Raw genomic sequence first — 21,958 nt, 5'->3', positions numbered from 1 at the left:
TCAGCTCACTTCCGCGAAGGCGGTGCAGTACTCGTCGACGGGCACGCGCTGGACGCCGGTGACCGGGTCGGGGTAGGGGCTCATCATCTCGGCGAAGGTGGGTGGCCGTACCGCGTCCGTCGCCGTACCGCCGAGCGCGGCCAGGCTGTCGCCGCCACCGCCCACGAAGGTCTTCTCGCACTCGATGGTGACCGACTGCGACCAGAAGCCGATATGGATGCTGATCGAGATCCTGGCCCGGCCCGACACGCGGCCGGGCTGCCAGGTCAGTTCGAGGTACAGCTCGATGGAGGCCGACACGATGCCGAGCACGTCGACCTCGCCGCGGGCCCGGAAGTAGCCGCTGAGCCGGGCCTCTCCGGTGTCGAGCTCCAGCCGGAAGTAGATGCCGGCCATCACCGAGAGGCTGCCGCTGGCCACGCCGAAGTTCATGGAGACCGCGGCGCCGAACTCCAGGGCCGCTTCCAAAACGGCCACCCGCCTGGGGGTGAGCACGATGCCGAAGAACCCGCCGCCGCCCAGCATGGAGACGGTCAGCCGGAAGGGGGCCGCTCGGGTGCAGAAGGAGAACCCGACCTCCAGCGACTTGCCGACGAACGGCAGGTCGAGGTAGGCGCCGAGGCGCAGGTTCTCCAGGCTGAACACGCCGACCGCGAGGCTGGGCAGCGGCAGCGCGTACGAGGCGACGATGCCGCTGCTGGTGACCTGGATGCCGGGCGGGTCGCTGAAGCCGTCGATGGGGATGAGCTGCCGCAGCGTCTCCATGAAGGACAGCGGGCCGGTGAACTTCACGCGGCGGAAGGCGACGTCGACATCGAGCTTCCTGCCCGCCCGCGCGGTGAAGCGGATGCGCTCGAAGTCCAGCCGCATGGCCTTGAAGTCGGGGATGAGGACGAGGTCGAACTCCTCCAGGCTGCAGGTGATGTCGGCGCCGGCCGTCAGGTCGGAGCGCAGCGACCCGCGCAGGTCGACGATGAGCGAGAAGCGCCCGGTGGTCTTGCCCTGGGCGTCCTCGTGGGGGACGAAGACCGGGTTGCCGGCGGGGAAGGGTTTGATCTCCGGGTTCCACTCCAGGCGCGCGTTGAGGGTCTCGGGCAGCTTGGCGCCCCGCCCCGCCTTCTCCAGCGCCTGGCGCAGGGACAGCACCTGGCCGGCCCCGTTGTTCCAGGTGGCGACCGTCTGCCGGACCCGCTCCAGGAGGGCGCGCACGCCCGGGTCGGCGCCGGGTGGCAGGGTGTCCAGCAGGTGGGTGAGGGCGGCGTCGAAGGCGTCGAAGGCGTGGTCGACGTCGGTCAGCTCGACGGGGCCCGGCCTGCCGGCCAGAGACTGGGCGAGGTAGTCGGCGATGATCGTGACCAGCGCCTCGGCGGTCTCCACCACGCGGCGGCCGGCCGCCGCGTACCGCTCGGCCTCGTTGCGGATCAGGTCGCGGACGCGGCGCAGTTCGGAGAGGAAGCCGGTGACGGCGTTGATGGTCTCGGTGAAGAAGTTGGGTACCTTGAGCGGCTGGTCGAGCCCGGCTTCCTTGATCAGATCGGCCAGCGGCAGGATGCCGAGCAGGTTGGCGCCGAGGGCGCCGATGACGTCCGACGCGTGGAAGAAGTCGGCCGGCTTGAAGTCGCCGTTGGCGATGGTCTCCAGCGCGTCCGCGCCGCCGGCGGCGACCCCGGAGACCGGCCCCGTCTTGCGGGAGAGGCCGGCCACGTCGAAGCTGGGCGCGACCAGCCCGCCGGAGCGGTCGCTGCGTCCGCTGAAGTCCATGGTGAGCGGGGTGTCGGGCGCGCCGAGCACGGGCAGCACGTTGAGGAAGACCTCGCCCAGGTTGGCCTTGCGCAGCCCCTGGTCGACCTGGCGGAAGCCGGACCGGGCGTAGCGCTGGGCGTACGTCACCGGCACGGTCAGGTCGTTGCCGCTGAGCTGGCTGACCGCGGGCACGGTGACGGCGGCCCAGCGGAGCTGCGGCAGGAACTGGGCCTGCCGCGGCGAGGGGCTGGCGAGCCCGGGCGGGGCCGCCACGCCCCACACCATGTGGGCCACGTCCAGGCTGGTGTCGTCGGGCTTGGCGCTGGGCGCGAGTGCCACGGCCTGCCCGAGGAGGTCGGCCTTGGTTTCCGGGGCTGGTTCGGGGGCCGCGTCGGAGGTGGCCAGCGGGAACGGGCTCAGCCCGTTGTACCTGGCCACGATGGCGGCGAGCTGGTCCCGGCTGCCGCGGTCCTCGGTGAGGAAGAGCAGCGGCGTACGGAACTCCACGGTCCGCCCCTCGTGGTCCACGGCGGTGACCTTGAACCGGAAGGGGCTCTCAGAGCGGGTGGTGGGGAAGAAGTCGCAGGACTCGGGAGTGGGGATGTCGTTGGTGAGGTCGGGGGTGACCAGCGTGTCGATGCGCACGGTGGTGAAGGGGAACAGCGCGTTGGCCAGCGGGCCGGTCGCCGGGTCGCCGATCGGCAGGTCGCGTTTCGGGTCGTAGGTGCGCAGCGGCTCGCGTACGACGATGAACCGGCGCTGGAGGAGGTAGCCGGCGCGCGCGTCGTCGAACGTGCGCTCGGTGACCTGGATGAGGTCGGCCCGGTGTCCGAAGGGGCACAGGAAGCCGGAGAACATCAGGCGCACGTAGTGGTCGCGGCCCATGGTGGCGCGGTGTCGCCACTCCGAGAGCGTGACGCCCTCGGGGCGCTGGTCCTGCCACTGGCCCAGGCTGTCGAGCCAGCCGCCGACGGCCGACAGCATGAGGTTCTCCACCGTCACCGGCAGCGGCTTGAACGGCTGTCCCTCGGGCGTGGTCAGGCCGTCGTTGGCGGTCAGGTCCACGATGGCGCCGCGCTGCGGGCCGCTGATCGAGGCGGTGAAGGACTCGGGGGCGCCCGGGTCGGGGTCGCGGTCCCGGTTCCACACCGCGCGCACGGTCCGGTCGGCGGGCCGCCCGCTCGGGTGGGTCAGCCGGGTGTGCCACAGCTCGACCCGCTCCCCCGGCTCCGGGTCGATCGCCCCACGGTGAATCCACCGCGCCCGCTGCGAGGGTGAGAGCAGCAGTCGGTAGGGCAGTTCGATGCCGGTGTGCGGGCGGGCGGGGTCGGCCAGCGGGTCCTGCGGTACGCGCCCGGCCGCGCTGGCGGCGGCCGGCTGGGGCGCGGCGGCCTCGACCACGGCGCCGGCGGCGGTCGCCGCGGCGAGCGTCGCCTCGGTGCCGTAGCGGGCGCTGAGTTCGGCGGTGGTGCGCAGCAGACGCACCAGTGCGGTGGCCCGGAGCGCCGCGTCCGGGGCGGGGTCGGCACCGGCGTCGGCGTCGGCGTCGGCGGGAGTGGGTGGTTCGGGGACGGCGAAGCGGAGGGTGGCCGGGGAGTCGGGCTCGCGGGCCGCGTCCACGACGCGCAGCGGCAGCGTCCGCATGGCGTCGAGCAGCCCCTCCTCGGCGTACTCGACGGCGTCGTCGGGGCCCACCTCGAAGACCAGCACGCTGCGCCCGCTGATCAGCGAGCCGACGGGTGGGTCGGCCGGTGGAGTGGGGCTCTCTTCCTGGAACACCTCCTCCAGCACGTGCTGGGGGCCGAAGGTGACGACGAGGAGGCCGTCGCGTGCCGCGTCGGCGCGGATCAGGTAGCGGCGTCCCAACCGGTTCTCGATGACGAGGCCGACGAAGCTGAAGGCGAGGTCCAGCAGGTCGGTGCCGCGTAGGACGCGAAGTGGTGACGGTGAGCTCATGATGCCCCTCGGGCCGTGCGCTCGGGGATGGGCGGAGGCGGAACAAAAGCGGCCACCTGCCCGGGAGTCCAGCCGCCGCGAGCAGGCACATGCTGCGTCTAGCGCTTATCTATCGCGCACGGCGCGAGCGCAGTAGCGCCCGAACGGGTGATGCGGGAGCCCGCCCCGCGCGGCCCGCGACCCGCTGCACCACGCTCCGGGCGCCCGTACACCCGTCCGCCGCACCCCGCTGACGTGGCCGTGTCGCCGGCATGACGCGGCCCCGCTCCCCGCCCGCGCGCCGGCGCGCGCCCGGCACGTCGAGGGGGCGGCCGGGCACGCGGGGAGGGCGAACGGACGGGGGCGGGGCGAACGCGCGGGGACGAACGGGGACGGGGGCGCGGGGGCAGGCGCGCGGGGAGGGAAGGGAGGTCGAGCGCGAGGAGGTTCTGGCGGGGTCAGCGCACGCGCCGCGCGCGCTCGAAGTGCTGGGCCAGGGTGTGGAAGGACTCCTTGGGCTCCCAGTGCCAGTCGGACGTGGGGTCGTCGGGCCGCGCCCTGATGGTCTTGACGATGCTGTAGCTCGCCATGTCGAGGTCGTACAGCGGGTCGGCGACGTGCGGCGAGCCCGGGCTGACGAAGCTGAACGCCATCGCCGCGTACAGGTCCATCGACTCGAAGACGCCGAACACCTCGCCCAGGTAGGCCGCCTGGGTGCGTTCGCTGCGCACGAGGCCGCCCTTGATACGTGGCGGCCGCACGCCGTAGTCCACGACGTTCCAGCCCATGCCACCGTGGTCGGGGGCGTCGACGAAGGTGCAGGTGCCGCACTCCGCGATCGCCACCGGCTTTCCCCAGCGCTGGAGGGTGCGCAACTCGCGGACGTAGTCGGCGTGGCGCTGGTGGTGTCCGTAGTAGTTGACGCTGACGATGTCGAAGAGGCTCCAGTCCACCTCCTCGTCGGCCGCCGCGCCGTACGTCAGCGCGCCCCGGAAGACGGACCTGCCCACCGCTGCCGCGCGGGCGGTGAACGAGCGCAGCCGGCGGGCCAGTTCCCTGGGGTCGTACGTCCCGTTCAGCAGGTTCTCGACGCGCTCCAGCACGTTGTCACCCGGCACGATGCCGGGCACGTAGAGCACGAACTCGCAGCCGACGCTGAGGTGGACCTCGGCGCCGCCGCGGCGCAGCCGCTCGGCGTGCCGGCCGGCTTCCGCGAGGTGGTCCAGGATCTCTCGTTCGGGGCGGTCCGCCAGCCGGGGTTGGAGCCAGACGTGCAAGCCGCGCTCGGCCGCCTCCGACGAGGTGGCCGCCAGGTGGTCGATGCCGTCACCCCAGACGGAGACGGTGCTCGCGTGCAGCTCGTCCTTGGTGGCCCGGATGTCCGCGCGCATCCTGGCCGGGGTCCACCCCGCGTCGACGGCCTCCTCGCCGACCTCGTAGCACACGCCCCGGTGGGTGAGCCCGCCTCCTCGCCGCGCCCCGGTCGTGGGGCGCCCCGCGTCCGACGCCGGTGTCGCTCCCCGTTCCGTGGCTGCCGCTGGGCCCGCGCCCAACAGCGTCCCCGTCGCCGCCGCGCCCCCGGCGGCTCCCGCCAGGGCCAGGAACCCCGCCCGGCTGATCCCGTCGCTGCGCACCGCGCCTCCTCCGTGTCGTCCCGTGGTCGGTCCGCGCCCGTACTCGCCGGGCGTCGCTCCAGTGTGGGAAGCGCGGGCGCGCCCCCGCGTCATCCCTCGGGCCAGGGGGTGGCGACCAAGGGATGAACGGGGGGCGGGGGTCGGCTACTTAAGTCGGTCAGGCGGCGCTCACGGCAGGTGGGTCTGGTCGCGTCGTGCCTCCAGGCGGGACTCGCGCACGCCGCGGCCCACGGTGTCCACGCGCTCGGTCAGGTCGTCGAGCCGCTTGTCCAACCGCTCCAGGTGGCGCCGCATCCCGGCGACGGCGTGCACCAGGGAGCGGACCGTGGGGTCCAGCTCCGGATCGGCGACCACGACCCCCGGGGTGAGCAGGTTCTCCAGGAGCACCCCTTCCTCGGCGAGCCGCTGGTAGGCGGCGGCGACCGCCTTGGTGAGCACGCCCAACTCGGTTGCCAGGGCATCGGGTTCCGGCAGGGCGTCACCGGGCTGGTAGACGCCGTCGGTGATGTCGCGCCGCACCCGCGCCACGACCTCGTCCGACCTCAGTAGCTTTCGCATCCGCTCCATGCTCCGAACGTAGCCCCTCGCCGGGCCGCCCGTGCGGGCGCCTGCGGGTCGGCCGCGGGGCGCGGCGCGAGGGCGCCCCGCGGGTGGGGTGGAGTAGCCGCCGCCGTCCGCGCAACCCCCCTCGGGCGTGCTTGGCGCGGCCGGACAGCGGCCTCTCCGGGCTGCGGCTCCCCCGGGCCGCAGTGGCGCGGGCCGTGCCGCTCGTCATGCTCGCGGTCACGGTGGCGCCGGCGCAGTGGGCTGGCCGGGCGCGGCGTCCTGGTCGCGTCGTGTCTGCGGACGACGCGACCAGGCGGTTCCCCCCGTGCTCCGGGCCGTGGGCCCCCTGCTGAACGGCGAGCCGGATGCGGTGCCCTGGCGACGTGTCCCGCTCCCCGTTCACGGTCCACTGTGCCGCGCGGGCGGTCGGCCCGTCATGGGCTCAGAGTGCACGGTTCCTTGGCATGGCGTGCACCCGGGCCACGGCGGGCGGGAGCCGTCGCGTGCCGTGCGGCCGGCTCACGCGTGGCGTGCGCGTACGGCCAGCGCGGCGGCCAGGGCGGTCGGCAGGAGGAGCAGCGTGAAGGCGGCGGCGTACCCGGCCGGGTCCGGGGAGCCGACGCCCAGGCAGGCGTTGAACAGGGCGGCGGCGAGGCCGAGGACGCTGATCTGGCCCAGGTTCTGGTTGGTCTGCATCGCGCTGCTGGCGTAGCCCTGCCGGTCGGGCGGGCTGTGGGCGAGTGAGAGCACGGTGAGGGACGGGGCGTACATGCCCATGCCGACGGCCGCGACGGGCATGGCCGCCGCCGCGGTGTACGCGGGAACCGACGCGAGCGTCCCCACGGCGGCGATCACCACGGCCGCCATCTGCACCAACGCGCCGGCCACCACCAGTCGGTAGCGGGGGCAGCGCGGGAGCAGGTGGCCCTGCACCCAGGAGGAGGCGGCCCAGGCCAGGGCGGCTCCGGTGAAGGCCAGGCCGATCACCATGGGGGGCGCGTCGCGTTCGGTGACCAGCAGCAGCGGAACGAACGCCTCCAGCGTGAAGAAGACGCCCGAACCCAGGCCGCACAGCAACACGGTGGCCGGCAGGCCGCGCGCCGCGCGCCAGGTGCCCGGCGGCAACAGCCTGGGGGCGAAGACGACGAGGAGCGCGATCCCGCCCGCCGCGAACAGCAGGTGGCGCGGGTCCCAGGCCGAGACGCCGTACTGGGCGAGCGCCGCGCCCACGCTCACCCCCAGGGCGACCAGCAGGGCGGGGCGCGCGGGTTGGTCGGCGGCCGGCTCGGCGGGGCGCGGGCGGGAGTGGGCGCGCAGCGCCGCCATGACGACCAGCGTGGGCAGCAGGGTGAGGCCGGCGAGGCCGAAGAACACGGCGCGCCAGGACCACCATTCGGTCACCAGGCCGGCCAACGGCGGGCCGACCAGCGACGGAACGATCCAGCAGGCGCTCATCAGGGCGAGCGCGCGCGGGCGCAGGGACTCGGGGTACGCCTGGCCGATGGCGGTGTTGATCGCCACCGCGACCATGCCACCGGCCACGCCGTCCAGGAAGCGCCCGGCGGCCAGTTGCCAGATCGTGGTGCTGGCGCCGGAGACGAGGAGGGTGACCACGGCCAGCACCAGGCCGACGGCCAGCGGGCGGTGCGCCCCGGCGCGGTCGGCCCAGTGCCCGCCCAGCACGCCGCCGAGCAGGCTCGCGGCCACGAAGCACCCGGCGACCAGGGGGTAGAGGGTCACCCCGTCCAGGGCCCGGGCCGCGGTCGGCAGGGTGGGGACCACGGCCAGCGCGGCCAGCCCGGTCAGGAACATCACCGCGGCGAAGCTGGCGGTGGCGGTCGCGTACGTCCGGGAGAACAGGCCCTCGTCGGTGGCTTCGGCCGGGGCCAGCGCGCGGTCAGTCATCGGCACCCGCACGCCGGCTGCTGTCGCCCTCGGAGCCCTGGTGGCAGGGGCCGACGGGACGTGCCTCGAAGCACCTCGGGCGCGGGTCGGCCGGCGCGGTGGCAGGGCGGAGGGCGGCGTCGGGGTGGGGGCACCCGAGGCCGTGGTGGGCGTCAGTCACAGCGGGACCCTAGCCAGTGGGCCCGGGGGCGTCGATCGATTTGTGGGGCGGGAGCGCCGGCGGAGCACAAGGACCGGACCCACGTTGTTCAGTGGTCGCGGCGCGGCTTGCTGAACAATCCGCGCGCCGCTGACCTGGGTGGGCCGGCGACTTCCGGGGTGGTCAGGGCACCCGACGCCGCTGGCTCCGGGGCGCCTGGGAGGGGGCCCGGTAGGCGGGGTGGGAACAGGCCCGCCCGTCAGTCCACAGCATCGCGTGCGGGGTTCCGCGCGCCGCCGAGAGGGGATCCGAACATGCGGAAGAAGGGCAGTCCGGGCACGGCCCGGGGGTTGGTGGCCGCCGCCTCGATGGCGGCACTCGTGGTGGCGGTGCCGGCGGACGGCGGCGTCGCGGCGCCGGCCGCCCCCTGGCTGGCGCAGCCGCACTGCGCGGCGGGCCGCATACCCGGCGCGCACGACGCGGAGCCCGTGGCGGACGCCGCCGCGTGCGCGCCGACCGAGGGCGGCCAGGGCGCGGCGCAGGGGTCGACCGCCGGTGCCGGGCCGGCGCTCGCGGAGGCGGCGCGCACGGCGGCGGGACGCCACGACTGGGGCCCGCCGCTGGGCAGGTGGTCGGACGAGTTCGACTACGGCTCGGCCGGCAGGCCGGCCGAGCCCGACCCGGACAAGTGGAAGCCGGCGGGCGGCGGGGTCGCCAAGTGCTGGCCCGGGCACGCGGGCAACGGCAGGCGGTGCGACAAGAACACCCGGGTGTACGGCGGGGTGTTGCGCCAGACCGGCGAGGCGAACGGCGACAGCGGCTGGCTCGCCTCGCGGTACGGGCAGCGCTACGGCCGCTGGGAGACGCGGGTCCGTTCCGAGGGCGTCGGCGAGAACAACGGCCGGCAGTACCACCCGCTGTTGATCCTGTGGCCGGACTCGGAGCGGTGGCCGCAGGACGGGGAGTACGACTACCTGGAGAACGGCGCGCCGGGCGAGGAGTGCGCGGAGGCGTTCATCCACTACCCGCACGACCCGGACGTGCCGGTGCAGCAGAAGTTCGCGCAGAAGTGCGGCGTGGGCCTGTCGGCGTGGCACAACATCGCCATCGAGTGGACGCCCGACCACGTGCGCGGCTTCGTCGACGGCGTCCAGTGGTACAGCTTCTCCGGTGGCGCGAACGCCGACCGCGAGTGCATCCAGTGCGCCCCGTCCATGCACCAGACGATCCAGCTCGACAACTTCTACGGCTCGAACCTCCAGGGCGCGGTCTACGAGGTGGACTGGGCGCGGGTCTACCCGTACTCCCCCGACTCACCCTGACGCCCTGGCTCTCCCCGGCCCACCCAAGGCTGTCGACGACCGGCGCGGGGCGTCCGGTCAGCGGCAGGGTGGGTCGTAGGGCAGGTGGTGGACGTGGCGCCGCCAGGTGGCGCGGGTGAGGGTGGCGCCGGAGGCGGCGCACGTGCGGGCGAGCGCGTGGGTGACGGGGAGCAGCCACACGCGGGTGGTGGCGTCGTAGCTGCCGGTGGCCAGGGCGGTGCCGCTCGGGTGGTAGGCGAGGGAGGTCACGGAGTCGTTGTGGCCGGTGATCCCGTCGCCCACGGGACGGGCGGCGGCCGGTCGGCTGGTGTCCCACAGCCGTACGGCGTTGTCGCTGGCGGCGCTGGCCAGTTGGCGCCCGTCGGGCCGGAAGGCCAGGGCGTGCACGGTTTCCTCGTGCCCGGTCAGGGGCTTTCCGGCCGGCGTCGGCCGCCGGCGGTCGGTGACGTTCCACAGGCGGACCCTGCGGTCGGCGCTGCCGGTGGCGAGCGTCGCGCCGTCCGGGCTGAACGCCACGGCGGTGACGAAGCCGTCGTAGTCGGCCAGGGGTTCGCCCAGCGGACGGGGGCGGCTCGGCTCGGCCACGTCCCACAGGCGCGCGGTGTTGTCCTCGGCGCCGCTGGCGAGGGTGTGTCCGTCGGGGCTGAAGGCCACGGAGGTCGGCATGTCCCGGTGGCCGGTGAGCGGGCGCCCGGTGCGTCGCGGGTGGCGTGGGTCGGCCAGGCTCCACAGCCGGATGGCGTCGTCGCCGCCGGCGCTGGCCAACAGGCGGCCGTCCGGCCGGAAGGCCAGGCCGGTGACGGGGGCGTGGTGGTCGGCGAGCGGCTCACCCAGCGGTCGCGGGTGGGCCGGGTCGGCCACGTTCCACAGCCGCACCGTCTCGTCCTCGCCGGCGCTGGCCAGGTAGCGGCCGTCGGGGCTGAAGGCGAGGGAGGACACCGCGCCGTCGTGCCCGACGAGGTCGGCGCCCCTGCGCGGCCGGGCCGGGCGGGAGGTGTCCCACAGCCGGATGTCGCCGCCCGTGCCGGCGCTGGCCAGCAACCCTCCCCGGGGGTGGAAGGCGACCGTGTTGACGGGTTGGGTGTGCCCGGTCAGCAGCGTGTCGGGCAGGCGCCACAGCCGTACGGTCTGGTCCCGGCCCGCGCTGGCCAGGGTGCGGCCGTCGGGGGCGAACGCGACCGTCCACACGCCGTCGGTGTGGTCGGTCAGCGGCCGGCCCAGCACGCGCGGGTAGTCCGGGTTCTTCACGTACCACAGCCGCACCGTGTCATCGAGCCCGGCGCTGGCCAGGGTGTGGCCGTCCGGGCTGAAGGCGAGGGACCAGACAGCGTCGTCGTGGCCCGTCACCGGCTCGCCCCTCGGTCGCGGGCGGTCGGGGTCGGTCACGTTCCACAGCCGGACACTCCGGTCGTAGCCGGCGCTGGCCAGCGTGCGCCCGTCCGGGCTGAACGCCAGCGCCCACACCGGCTCCTGGTGCCCGGTGAGCGGACGGCCGCGCGGGGTGGGCCGGGCGGGGTCGGTCATGTCCCACAGGCGTACGGTCTCGTCGAAGCCGGCGGTGGCCAGCGTCGCCCCGTCCGGGCTGAAGGCCACGGAGCGCACGCCGTCGGCGCCGTCGGCGACCAGGGGCTTGCCGAGCGGGCGGGCCCGCTCCGGCCGGCTCAGGTCCCAGCGCCGGACGGTGCTGTCATCGCTGCCGCTGGCCAGGGTCCGCCCGTCGGGTGAGAACGCGAGCGAGATGACGCCGTCCTCGTGCCCCCGGAGCGGCCGGCCCACCGGAACCGCGCGGGCCGGGTCGGAGACGTCCCACAGTCGCACGCGGCCGTCGTGCCCGGCGCTGGCCAGCAGCGCCTGGTCGGGGCTGAACGCCAGGGCGCGCGGCCCCTCGGCGCCGTGCGCGGTCAGCGGCCGTCCCACGGGCCTGCGCCGTCCTTCGGAGACGTCCCAGAGCCGGATCGTACGGTCCCGGCTGGCGCTGGCCAGCAGCCGCCCGTCGGCGCTGAAGGCCACCGCCGGGATGAACCCCCGGTGGCCGGTGAGCGGTGCGGACAGCGGGCCGTGCGCGTCGGTGACCAGACGCGTGTAGAGCCCGTCGCTCGCGCGCCGGTGGTAGGCGGTCGCGTCGAGTTGGGCTGCCAGCGAGGTCCGCGAGCCGCGCAGCGCGTCGGCCTCGGCGGTGATCTGGTGGAAGACGGCGGTGTCGCGCTCGGAGCGTGCCGTGCCGCGCTGTTGGACGGCGACGACGGCGGCGCCGGTGGCCAGCAGGGCCAGGGCGGCGAGGCCGGCGATGGCCGAGCGGCGCAGCCGCAGGGCGCGCCGGCGGTGGCGCACCGACGCGGCGAGGAACGACTGTTCCAGCGCGGTGAGTTCGCGCTGGCCGCCCGCCGGAAACGCCTCGGTGGCGGCGGCCAGCCGGCTGCCTCGGTAGAGGCCGCCCGGATCGCGGTCCAGGTCGTGCCAGGCGCGGGCCGCGTCGGTGAGCCTGCGGTGCAGGCGCAGCCGATCGCGTTCGGCCTCCACCCAGCGGCGCAGCCGGGGCCAGGAGCTGATCAGGGCCTCGTGGGCCAGCTCGACGGTGTCGCCGTCGATGACGAGCAGCCGGGCGGCGGCCAGCCGTTCCACCACGGCGGTGGCGTCCTCGGCCGCCTCGAAGTCGAGTTCGCCCCAGTCGATGGGCCGGCGGGTGGCCGCCGTGCCCCGCCCCGGGGTGACCATGCGGAGCAGGATCTGTCGGGCCAGGTCGGCCTGGGCCGGGGTGAAGCGCCCGTAGGCGTCCTCCGCGGTGCGTGCGATGGCGCCGCGCAGTCCCCCGGCGACCTCGTACGCGGCCTCGTTGAGCGCCGCGCCCTTGCGCCGGCGCCAGGTCTCCAGCAGGGCGTGCGACATGAGCGGCAGGCCGCCCGGCTCGCCCTGGACCTCGGCCAGGATGCGGTCGGTCAGGGAGCGTTGGACGACCAGGCCCCGGCTGCGGGCGGGCCTGGTGATCGCCTCTCGCAGCTCCGCGTCGCTCATCGGTCCCACCAGCACGGTGGCGTCCTGCATGGCGGCGGTCAGCCCCGGGTGCTCGGTGCACGGGTCGAGGAAGTCGGCCCGCACGGTGATCACCACGCCCAGCCGGTGTCGCGGCTCGCGCGCGGCCAGCAGGCGGTCCAGGAACGCGGCGCGCTCGGCCGGGTCCTCGCACAGCGTGAACAGTTCCTCGAACTGGTCGACCAGCAACCAGGTGTCGCCCGTGCCCTCGGCGGCCTCCAGGCGCGTGGCGTGCGTACGCAGCGGGTGGGCGCCGGGGGTGAGGATGCGGACCGCGGCCACCGGGCGCCGGGCGTCGTCGCCCGCGCGCAGCCGGGGCACGAGGCCGGCCCGCAACAGCGACGACTTGCCGCTGCCGGACGGCCCGAAGACGGCGATGAAGCGGTGCTCGCGCGCGAGGTTCGCCAGGCGTTCGGTGAGCGCCTCGCGGCCGAAGAACACGTCGGCGTCGGCCACGTCGAAGCGGGCGAGCCCCCGGTACGGCGCGACGCTCTCGCCCTGCTCCGCCGGGCGCAGCACCGCCTGGTCGACCCGGCGCCAGCGCTCCTCCCACTCGGCGGGGTCCGCCGCGCAGGCCCGTACGTAGGCGAGCGTGACCGCCAGCGACGGCAGCTTCTCCCCCGCGGCGGCCTGCGACAGGGCGGTGACCGAGTAGCCGGCGCGCTGCGCCATGGTCCGGTAGGTGGGGTTCCCCGCCCCGCGTCGCAGCTCGCGTAGCGCGTGCGCGAACCCCGGCACCGGGCCGGCACCGGGGTCCAACGGAATCTCACGACGTCCCACGCTGCCCGCCCCACCGCTGCCAACTCACCACGCCCGTCCGCCGTTTGTGTCGCGCGGACGCACCGGACGGCTCTTACGGTAGGCAGCCGGCAGCGCGCTGTGCAACCGAGCGCTCACGCTCCAAGCGCCCCCGGACCGAGGGTTTCGGGCGGCGCGTCGGGCCCTGGTCCGCGTCCGCGCCCGCGGCCTGGCGCGAGCGCGCGAACACGCTCCCGGTGTGGGACGCCGCGGAGACGGCCAGCGTTGGTCACCTGGACGAGATCGCCCACACCGTCGGCGGCGGCGTCCGTCCCCTGCCCGCTCACTCCGGTCCACCGAGGCGGAGGGCGTCCTTCATCTCGCTGAGCTTCGCGGCTGCCGTCTCGGTCCACTCCCGTGGCTGTCCAGCGACGCGGAGGGCGTCCTCGATCTCGCCGATCTTCGCGGAGGACAGCACGCCTACCCGCTCGACCAGGTCGTCCCGGGACACGGTGGTCAGCCACGTGCACGGGGTGAGGCCCGGGCGCGGGAACGCGAACCGCAACACGCCCTCGAAGGGCAGTCCTTCCGTGGCGCCCACGGCCACTTCCACGCCCAGACCGCTGATGTCGACGCCCGCCGGAGCGACGACCTGCATCGCCCGGAGCCCGGACGTCTCGTCTCCCGGCAGCAGCACGACCGGCCGTCGCTCGTCGAACTCGACCCACCAGACTTCGCCGTGTCGCATAGGTCCTCCTGGCACGTTCCGCGGTGCGGGCGCTGTGAAAGCGGGTGCGGCCACCGTTGACCATCGGTGTGTGCGGACTGGGGAGCACGCGGTGGCCGCAGGTCACAGCGTAGGCCGCGCCCGCTGGCGGGAGTCGTGGGAGGGCCCGACGCAGCGAATAGCGGGCCGCTTCGCGCGGGCTCACCCCCGGCGCCCGGCACGAGGCCCGACCAAGCTCGCGCCCGTCACCGTCACCGCCACCACCAAGCCGCCTTTCACCACACGAGATCACGATCCACGGCCGGAGTACCAACTCCCGCAAGATCGGCCGCCGTTCCTCGCTCTGTCGAGTTTCGGCCCGGCGGCGGTAGCCTGGGCCGCATAAAGCGCGGGGACTACGGCACCACGAGTACGCTGCAGGGTTACGAAGGCGGGGGAATGACTATGGTGTCCAACGCGGCGGACTGGAAGACGAGGGCCAGGTTATCGCCGGCGGCCCGGGCCGAAGTGGCGGAACAATTCTTTCGACGGCTGGGGAGCGTCGGCAGCCCCCTGGTCAGCGAAGCGTCGCTCAGCCAATTGTTGAGCAGGCAGGTCCAACTACTCCTGAACGATCTCGGTCGCGGTGACGCGGCCGGGAACGGGCGCCGTTCACAGCCGAGCGAGGAATCGCTGCGGGGCGCGGCCGAATTCAGCCGAAGACGCGCCTCTCTCGAGATCCACCCGACCGAGACCGTGCGCGCCGCCGGCCTCTTCTACGAGCTGACGCTGCCCGTGCTGATCCGCGAGACGCTGGGCGAGGGGGCCACGCCCGACGCGGTGCTCGACCTGGCACTGGACCTGCACGACGCGGTGATGACGCAGATCGCGCTCGGCTGCGTCGGGTACATCACGTTCCTGCGCGAGAAGATCCACAGCTCGCACCGCGACGAGCGGCGTCGCATCGCCCGGGACCTGCACGACCGGGTCTCGCACGAGATCCTGGTGGCGCTGCTCAGCACCGAACTGTGCGACGGGGCGCTGACCCGCGATCCGGAACTCGCCCGCACCCGGCTCAAATCGACCGAACAGGCGCTCCGCGAGGCGCTGCAAGTGATCAGCGAACTCTCCGGCGAGCTTCGCGATTCGACGACGAACACGGACTTGGAACGTTCGCTCAAGCAGTTTCTCGAATCCGCAATTCCGCAGGACGTGCGGGTCGATTTCGCGGCGACCGGAGACATTGGCGGACTTCCCGGACCGGTGGCGGAAGAGTTGTACTACATGCTGCGCGAGGCGATCAGAAACGCGCTGCGACATTCCGCCCCGCGCCACATCCGGATCACGCTGCGCGTGTCGGGATTGCTCGTGCAGGCCCTGGTCTCCGACGACGGCAGGGGATTCGACGTACGGACGGCCTCGCGGGCGCGGCACGACGGACTCACCTCCCTCCGCGAACGGAGCGAACTGCTCGGCGGAAAGGCGCGGGTGCACAGCGCGGTAGGGCGCGGCACCACCGTTGGCGTGTCCATTCCCCTGGTCAACTGGTAACCGATGACCGCATCCACGGACCCCACCGACCGGACGAGGGCCATCGTGGTCGACGACCACACGCTCTTCCGGGAGTTGCTGGCCGGCCTCCTCGCCCAGGAACCCTGGCTCGACGTGGTGGCCCAGGGGGACAGCGGCCCGGCCGCCGTGGCCCTGGCCCGGCAGCACCGGCCGGACATCGCGCTGCTGGACGTGCAGATGCCGGGCCCCGGCATCCGCACCACCGTCCTGGAGATCCACCGGCACTGCCCGCAGACCCACTGCGTCGTGCTGACGATGCGCGACGACCCGGCGCTCCTCAGGAGCCTGATCGACGCCGGCGCCGCCGCCTACCTGTTGAAGTCCGTCTCCAGCCGGGAGTTGCTCGCCTCCATCCGCTCGGTGATCACCGCACCGGACCGCATCCACCTCTCCATCTCGCGCGACATGATCAAGGCGTTCGACTCGCCGGGCGGCGGCACCTCGCCGCTGTCCCCACGGGAGGCGGAGATCCTGCGCCACGTCGCCCAGGCGCACAGCAACGCGGAGGTCGCGGCGGCGCTGTTCCTGGCCGAGACGACCGTCAAGCGGCACCTGACCAACATCTACCGCAAGTTGGGGGCCACCTCGCGGGTCGACGCCATTCGCCGCGCCCACGAGGCGGGCATCCTGGAGCCCTACCCGTAACCACCCCCGCGCCCGCCCCGCGGCTCGGGTCGACCGCGCTCCCCCGCGGTCGCCGGGGCGGCGCGGGGCCTGGCGCGCCGCGCCGCCGTGGCCCGCGGGGCGCCGAGCCGCGCCGTGCGACGCGGACCGGGTTCCGGCCGCCACGCTCAGGACTCGTGCGGGAGGGCGACGGTGAGCCGGTAGTTGCACGCGCCGGTGTGGGCCAGTTGGCACAGGCCGACGCCGGGGTCGATCTCGGCGGGCAGGTCCATGGCCTGCAACCAGCCGGTGAGGCGCTCGCCCGGCCCGCAGTGGTAGACCTTGTCGATCCCGGCGCGCTTGACCCCCTTGTACGCGAAGCAGGTGGACACCTCCAGGTGCTGGACGCCGTCGGCGTACGACTCCCGCGCCGCGAACAGCGAGCCGAGGTAGAGGTCCACCGCCGTCTGGAACAGGCGGCGGTACTGCTCGACGGTCTCGACCTTCTCGACGCCGAGGCTGCGCATCAGCCGCACCATCTCCTGGCGTCCGAACTCGCGCACCACCTGGATGTTCGCCTCGTTGGCCCCGTCGATGCCGCGCTGGGTGGCGGTCTGGTAGTACCAGAGCCCGTCGGTGGCCATCCACGAGCGGCGCAGGAGTTCCTCGCGCTCCGTGGCCGTGAGGTGCTCCGGTGACTGTGCCGCGTCGGTCATGATCTCTTCCTCCGGTCCGTGGGCCCGCGTCACTCGCCGGCCCGCTCCTCGGCATCCAGCAGGGCCCCGATGCCGTGTCGTTGTAGCTTTCCGCTGGAGGTACGCGGCAGGGCGCCCCTGCGAGCCAGGATGACCTTCCGCGGCGAGATGCCGACCGCGTCGGAGACGGCGTGCCTGAGCTGGCTGACGAGTTCGGCCCGTACCGCCGGATCAGACTCCTTGGTCTCGGCGACCAGTGCAAGCCCCTCGCCGTCGGGCGTGGCGAGGGACGTGGCCAGAACGGCGTGGTTCGCCACCCCGGGCACCCGGCCGGCGACCAACTCGATGTCGCTGGCGTGGTAGTTCTGCCCGAAGACGATGATCACTTCCTTCGTGCGGCCCACGATGAAGAGTTCGCCGTCGTGCCGCAGCCCGAGGTCCCCGGTGGACACCCACCCGTCCGCGTGCACCACGCCGTGGTTGGCGGCCTCGCCCGCCTCGTACGTGCTCATCACCGCGGCGCCCCGGATCTGGACCTCACCCACCCGCCCCTCGCCGGCGGGTTCGCCCTCCGGGCCGGCGACGAGCCGTACTTCCGTGTCGGCCACCGGATGCCCGACCGAGACCAGTTCCCTGGCCGTCGCGGCACCGCCGGCGTCCACGCCACCCACACCCACCCCGCCGGGACCGGCGGTCCCGGCGGCCTGTTCGGGCACCGGCTCCACCACTCCGTCGGCGAGCGGCCCGCGGCGTACCCACAGGCTGCGCACCGGGCGTCCCAGCGGTGGGAAGGTGACCGCGAGGCTGCCCTCGGCCAGGCCGTAGACCGGCAGGAAGGCCGTGGGACGGAAGCCGGCCGGGGCGAAGTGCGCGGAGAACCGGCGGAGCATGTCCGGGTCGATGGCCTCCGCCCCGTTCAGGGCGACCCGCCAGGACGAGAGGTCGAGCCCGCGCACCTCGGACGGGGGCACCTTGCGCATCGCGTACAGGTAGCCGGAGTTGGGGGCGGTGGCGGCGGTCGCCCGGTGGCGGCTGATCAGGCGCAGCCAGCGGCCGGGGTCGCGCAGGAAGTCCTCGGGTGGCAGCAGCAGGGTCTGCGCGCCGTGCAGCGCGGGGGTGAGCAGCATGCCGATCAGCCCCATGTCGTGGAAGAGGGGCAGCCAGCTACAGGACACCTCCGCCTCGGTGACGCCGAGCGCCTTGCCGATGGCCGTGACGTTGGCCAGCAGGTTGGCGTGGCTGAGCACCACGCCCTTGGGGTGCGCGCTGGTCCCGGAGGTGTACTGGACGAGCCCGGGTTCCTGGTCGGACACCTCCAGGTGGTGGGCCGTGGCGGCTGCGGTACGCGCCACGTCGAGCACCTCGAACTCGCCGCCCGGGCCGCCGAGTTCGGGTCCGATCAGTCGGCTCAGCGTGGCGTCGGAGAGCACCACGCGCACCTGAGACTGCCGCATGGCCAGGGCGATCCGGCGCAGGTGGATGTCGAGCGACGCGAACCGTACGGGCGGCGGCAGCGGGACGGCCACCGCGCCCGCGGCCCACACGCCGAACAGGGCCCGGGCGAAGTCGATCGAGGTGGGCAGGGCGATGGCCACCCGCTCGCCCCGCCGCACCCCGCGCTCCAGCAGCCCCTGGGCCAGCCGCCCCGCCTCCTCGTACAACTGGTCGTAGGTGACGTGCTCGGCTTCCGTGTCGCCTCGGAAGAGTCGGATGCCGTGGCCGGTGTCGCGGCCCGCCACCTCGGCCAGCGCTCGGACCAGGCTCACGCGGCGGCTCGCTGCCGGTACAACTCGGCGACCAGCTTCTGGAACTCGCCGACGGTCTGGATGCGGAAGGTGACGTCGTCCTCGATCTCGATGTCGAAGGCTTTCTCCGTCTTCAGGATGACCTGGAGCACCCGCATCGAGTCGACGTTGGGCAGAGCCCGGAAGTGCTGGTCGCCGGACAGGTCGGCGACCGGCACGTCGATCTCCTGGGCGATGATCTCAAGGACCTTCTCGTGGACGTCCATCTGGTTCATTCCCCCTGGTTGGCTGGTTGGTTGGCGGTACGTAGCGCGGTGACGAGCCGGCTCGGCAGGTGCCGGCCCTGTTCGGTCAGGACCTGTTCGGTGAGCAGGCGGAAGGTGCCGTCGGCCGCGGCGACGAGGTCCCGGCCGTGCAGCAGTTCGCCGCTGGCCCGTACGGCGTGCTCGTCGCGCCGGGTGATCTCGGCGCGTGCGGTGTACTCGACGCCGGTCTCCATGGGCTTGCCGTAGCGAACGCGCAGGCCGGTGGTGAACGCCGAGATCCAGCCGGCCCGGTAGACGGCCTGCGCCAGGGTCTCGTCCAGGATGGTGGCGACGATGCCGCCGTGGATGACACCGGGGAAGGACTCGTAGTCGGAGCCGAGCGTGAACCGCGTACTGAAGCCGTCGCCGTCGGCGTCGAAGAGGAGTCGTAGGCCGATGGGGTTGTGCGGGGCACAGCCGAAGCAGTTGGACGGGTTGTCGGTCCGTGGGTCGAAGGAGGCTGACTCCGGCAAGCGACTCACTCCTCGTCAGGGTGGGTGGTACGGGCTGGCCCGGGGCGTGGCCCCCGGCCTGTGCCCGGCCGGCCCGGGGCCCGGGCCGGCGGGCGCGCCGGTCTGTGGGGTGGGCCGGCGTGGGCCGGTGGGGTCAGATGAGCGAGCGCAGCTTGCGCTTGATGTCCCGCGACGATTCGATCGAGTCGTCCTCGACCAGGCGCCGCAACATCTGCAACACCTTGCCGTCGGCGGCGTCGGTGGCCTCCTGCTTGACCGACTCGATGCGTCGGATGCCCTTGGCCGAGGTGGAGTGCGGGTAGAAGTGGCCGGCCGGGTGCTTGAGCCCCTCGCTGCGGTCGGCCAGCCAGACGTACGCCATCTTGAGCGCGGCGATCTGGCTCGCGCGGTTGTCGTCGCACAGCTCCTGGGCGAAGACGAAGAAGGCCCGGGCGTGCCGCGACTCGTCCCGCCCGAGCAGCTTCCAGATGTTGCGGACCACGGGTTCCTTGGTCTCGGCGGCGAGGCACCGGTACAGCTCGGCCGCGCGGGCCTCGGAGATGATGTTCATCATGAGGGTGCCGGTGCGGGTGTCGCCGATCGGGTACGGCTCGCGCTTGTACAGCGCGTGCTTGGAGCGCACCTTGATGCCCAGCTTGTCCAGGCAGCGGGCCTGCACCAGCGAGTGCCTGGCCTCCTCCGCGCCCCAGCTCAACGCCCATGAGGAGAAGCTGGTCTCGCCCTGCCACTCGCGCAGGAAGTTGTGCGCGCCGGGCAGGGTGCCGAACTCGATGATCGCGGCCTCGGTGAGGAAGTCGACCTCCTCCGGGCTCATCAGGCGCGGGTCGAGCCGGTCGAGGTCGAGCTCGCGCCAGTCCCAGCGGGTGGTCTCGAACCAGTCGAAGATCTTGTTCCACGTCATGTCGAGGTAGAAGTCGGTGTACAGCGGGTCCAGGACCAGCGAGTTGTACGCCCGCAGGCCGATCTCGACCGTGTCGGTGAACCCGAACCCCTCCAGGGCGGAGGGGGCCACGATGTCCTCGACGTCCAACGCCTCGGCCCAGCCGGGCACCGGCCCGCCCGCGGCCTCGCCGACGACGAACACCCGGGTCTTGGTGAACTCCGCCTTGCCGCGCAGCGTGCGCACCGCCGACGGTATGGAGGTGCCGTTGCCGCCGACGTACGCCACGGCGAGTTCGGTGCCCGGCTCCAGCTCGTGCAGGTAGCGCTCGAAGGTGTCCGGCTGTGAGCGGTCGAGGCCGATCTCGCCGAAGCGGGCCAGGGAGAGTTGCTCGGCGAGCGTGGTGCCGGGCAGGCAGTCGACGAAGACGATGCGTGTCGTGCTCATGGGTTTTCCCTTCGGAGTGGATGTGCTGGGCGCTCCTCGACGGGCCCGGCGGGCAGTCGCCCGGCGGCGGGACGCGGTGCCATGCCGAGGGCGGCCACGGCACCGAGCAGCATGAGCGCCCCGATGGCGACCCAGGCGTGGACGAACGCCCGGTGCGTCGCGTCGTAGGTGTGCGGGGTGCCGAGGATCGCGATCAACAGGCTGATGCCGAGCACGCTGCCGATCTGCCGGCTCATGTTGACCACCGCGCTGCCCGTGGAGAACCGGGCTTCGGGCAGGTCCGCGGTGGCCGACGCCAGGATCGTGGGAAGCGCGAGCCCCACGCCCGCGCCGCCGATCAGCCAGCCGGGCAGCAGTTCGGTGGCGTAGAGCGGGGTGCGCCCGATGCTGAGCGCCAGCGTCGCGGCGCCGACGGCGCACAGGAGGCAGCCCGCCGCCGTCAGCGCCCTGGGCGTGAACCGCGGCGCCAGCCTGCCGGCGACGAGCGCCGCGACGGGCACCATCAGCGGGCCCGGCGCGACGCCGAGCCCGGTGCGCAGGGCCGAGTAGTCCCAGACCTGCTGCATCCACAGGATGGCGGTCAGCAGGTTGGCCGCGAAGGCCGCGGTGAAGACCAGCGCCGTGACGTTCGACCAGGCGAAGGCCCGTACGCGCAACAGGGCCGGCTCGATGACGGGCGCGGGATGGCGGAGCGAGCGCCGCCAGAACGCCGCGCCGCCGGCAGCGGCGGCGACCACCAGCGTCGAGGTGAGGCCGGCGGACCAGTCGTTGACCTTGACGAGGCCCAGGGCCAGCAGCCCGATCGAGCCGGTCAGCAGGCAGGTCCCGGCCAGGTCGGGCAGGTGGCGCGCGGTGGCCTCGCGCGATTCGGGCAGCACCCGTACGGCCACCAGCAGGGCCAGCACGCCAACGGGAATGTTGACCAGGAACACCCACCGCCAGGACGCGCTGACCAACAGGCCCCCGAAGACGGGACCGGCAGCGGCGGCCAACGCCGCGCTGGCCGACCAGACGCGCACCGCCGCCTGCCGCCGCTCCGCCGGGAAGACCGACAGCAGCAGGCCGAGGCTGGCGGGGGTCAGGGCCGCGGCACCCACGGCCTGGAGCACCCGGCAGGCGACCAGGGTCCACAGCCCGCCCGCCAGCGCGCAGGCGGCCGACGCGGCGGTGAACAGCGCGAGGCCCAGCACGAAGACACGCTTGCGACCCAGGCGGTCCGACAGCCGGCCGAGGGGAACCAACAGGGCGGCGAAGACGATCGCGTAACCGTTGAGCACCCAGGAGAGGTCCGCCAGCGCGGCACCGCCGAAGTCCCGGCTGATGGCGTCGAAGGCCACGTTGACGATGAACAGGTCGAGCCCGGCCACGAAGGCCGCCACCGACAGCACGGTCAGCGACAGGCCGAGCCGCTGCGGCGCGACCGCCAGCGACCGCTCCCGCGGCAGCGAGCGCGCCTCGGGCGGCCTCGGCTGTTCTGGACCGGTCTGGGTCGACACGACGAGCGGCTCCCGGGGCGCGGGGTGGTCGGCGGGCCCCTACG

15 protein-coding genes are annotated in these 21,958 nt (G+C 73.7%); 3 read left to right on the top strand and 12 right to left on the bottom strand.

Going from position 1 to position 21,958, the window contains the following annotated elements; genetic code table 11:
- The 4 genes from AC3CHW_RS32340 to AC3CHW_RS32325 form a co-directional block, all read right to left on the bottom strand.
- Positions 1-3,699 (bottom strand): hypothetical protein, encoded by a 3,699-nt coding sequence (locus AC3CHW_RS32340; protein WP_488468839.1) that lies wholly within the window; start codon positions 3,697-3,699, stop codon positions 1-3.
- A gap of 437 nt (positions 3,700-4,136) precedes the next feature.
- Entirely contained in the window at positions 4,137-5,312 is a 1,176-nt protein-coding gene (locus AC3CHW_RS32335) for a glycoside hydrolase family 113 protein (protein WP_488468838.1), read from the bottom strand.
- A gap of 168 nt (positions 5,313-5,480) precedes the next feature.
- Positions 5,481-5,870 carry a GntR family transcriptional regulator gene (locus AC3CHW_RS32330; RefSeq protein ID WP_488468837.1) on the bottom strand — a complete coding sequence of 130 codons (390 nt, stop codon included), beginning with the start codon at positions 5,868-5,870 and terminating at the stop codon, positions 5,481-5,483.
- 507 nt (positions 5,871-6,377) lie between these two features.
- Positions 6,378-7,763 (bottom strand): MFS transporter, encoded by a 1,386-nt coding sequence (locus AC3CHW_RS32325; protein ID WP_488468836.1) that lies wholly within the window; start codon positions 7,761-7,763, stop codon positions 6,378-6,380.
- A 453-nt stretch (positions 7,764-8,216) separates the two neighbouring features.
- Between AC3CHW_RS32325 and AC3CHW_RS32320 the strand changes: the two genes are divergently transcribed.
- A complete protein-coding gene (locus AC3CHW_RS32320) occupies positions 8,217-9,224 on the top strand; it encodes a glycoside hydrolase family 16 protein (protein WP_488468835.1) in 1,008 nt (335 codons plus the stop codon).
- Between the two features lie 57 nt (positions 9,225-9,281).
- Here AC3CHW_RS32320 and AC3CHW_RS32315 read toward each other — a convergent pair whose 3' ends face one another.
- Together AC3CHW_RS32315 and AC3CHW_RS32310 are read right to left on the bottom strand one after the other, a co-directional pair.
- Positions 9,282-13,034: an nSTAND1 domain-containing NTPase gene (locus tag AC3CHW_RS32315; protein WP_488468834.1), complete on the bottom strand. Its 3,753-nt coding sequence runs from the start codon at positions 13,032-13,034 to the stop codon at positions 9,282-9,284.
- A gap of 301 nt (positions 13,035-13,335) precedes the next feature.
- Positions 13,336-13,740, bottom strand: coding sequence for a type II toxin-antitoxin system PemK/MazF family toxin (locus AC3CHW_RS32310; RefSeq protein ID WP_488468833.1), 405 nt, complete (start codon positions 13,738-13,740; stop codon positions 13,336-13,338).
- Between the two features lie 417 nt (positions 13,741-14,157).
- On the opposite strand from AC3CHW_RS32310, the gene AC3CHW_RS32305 reads away from it, so the two are divergent.
- The gene (locus tag AC3CHW_RS32305) at positions 14,158-15,249 is read left to right on the top strand and encodes a sensor histidine kinase (protein WP_488468832.1); all 1,092 of its coding nucleotides are present in this window, start codon (positions 14,158-14,160) and stop codon (positions 15,247-15,249) included.
- Between the two features lie 3 nt (positions 15,250-15,252).
- A complete protein-coding gene (locus AC3CHW_RS32300) occupies positions 15,253-15,915 on the top strand; it encodes a response regulator transcription factor (RefSeq protein WP_459246713.1) in 663 nt (220 codons plus the stop codon).
- 146 nt (positions 15,916-16,061) lie between these two features.
- On the opposite strand, the gene AC3CHW_RS32295 is transcribed toward AC3CHW_RS32300, so the two are convergent.
- The 6 genes from AC3CHW_RS32295 to AC3CHW_RS32270 form a co-directional block, all read right to left on the bottom strand.
- Positions 16,062-16,589, bottom strand: a complete 528-nt coding sequence (locus AC3CHW_RS32295; protein ID WP_398611558.1) for a DUF6125 family protein — start codon at positions 16,587-16,589, stop codon at positions 16,062-16,064.
- Positions 16,590-16,618: 29 nt separating this feature from the next.
- Positions 16,619-18,334, bottom strand: a complete 1,716-nt coding sequence (locus tag AC3CHW_RS32290; RefSeq protein WP_488468831.1) for a fatty acyl-AMP ligase — start codon at positions 18,332-18,334, stop codon at positions 16,619-16,621.
- The gene (locus AC3CHW_RS32285; RefSeq protein ID WP_176160240.1) at positions 18,331-18,588 is read right to left on the bottom strand and encodes an acyl carrier protein; all 258 of its coding nucleotides are present in this window, start codon (positions 18,586-18,588) and stop codon (positions 18,331-18,333) included. The genes AC3CHW_RS32290 and AC3CHW_RS32285 overlap by 4 nt, the downstream gene beginning before the upstream one ends.
- Positions 18,585-19,091 carry a PaaI family thioesterase gene (locus tag AC3CHW_RS32280; protein WP_398611561.1) on the bottom strand — a complete coding sequence of 169 codons (507 nt, stop codon included), beginning with the start codon at positions 19,089-19,091 and terminating at the stop codon, positions 18,585-18,587. The genes AC3CHW_RS32285 and AC3CHW_RS32280 overlap by 4 nt, the downstream gene beginning before the upstream one ends.
- Before the next feature lie 133 nt (positions 19,092-19,224).
- Positions 19,225-20,418: a ferritin-like domain-containing protein gene (locus AC3CHW_RS32275; RefSeq protein ID WP_176160242.1), complete on the bottom strand. Its 1,194-nt coding sequence runs from the start codon at positions 20,416-20,418 to the stop codon at positions 19,225-19,227.
- Positions 20,415-21,914, bottom strand: a complete 1,500-nt coding sequence (locus tag AC3CHW_RS32270) for an MFS transporter (protein WP_488468830.1) — start codon at positions 21,912-21,914, stop codon at positions 20,415-20,417. Before AC3CHW_RS32270 ends, AC3CHW_RS32275 begins: the two co-directional genes overlap by 4 nt.
- Positions 21,915-21,958: the final 44 nt, after the last annotated feature.

The sequence above is a fragment of the Streptomyces sp. MGP-BFMKR1 genome (genome assembly GCF_057766585.1).
The sequence above is the reverse complement of the archived record's forward strand: the minus strand, read 5'-3'. Positions and strand labels throughout refer to the sequence as shown.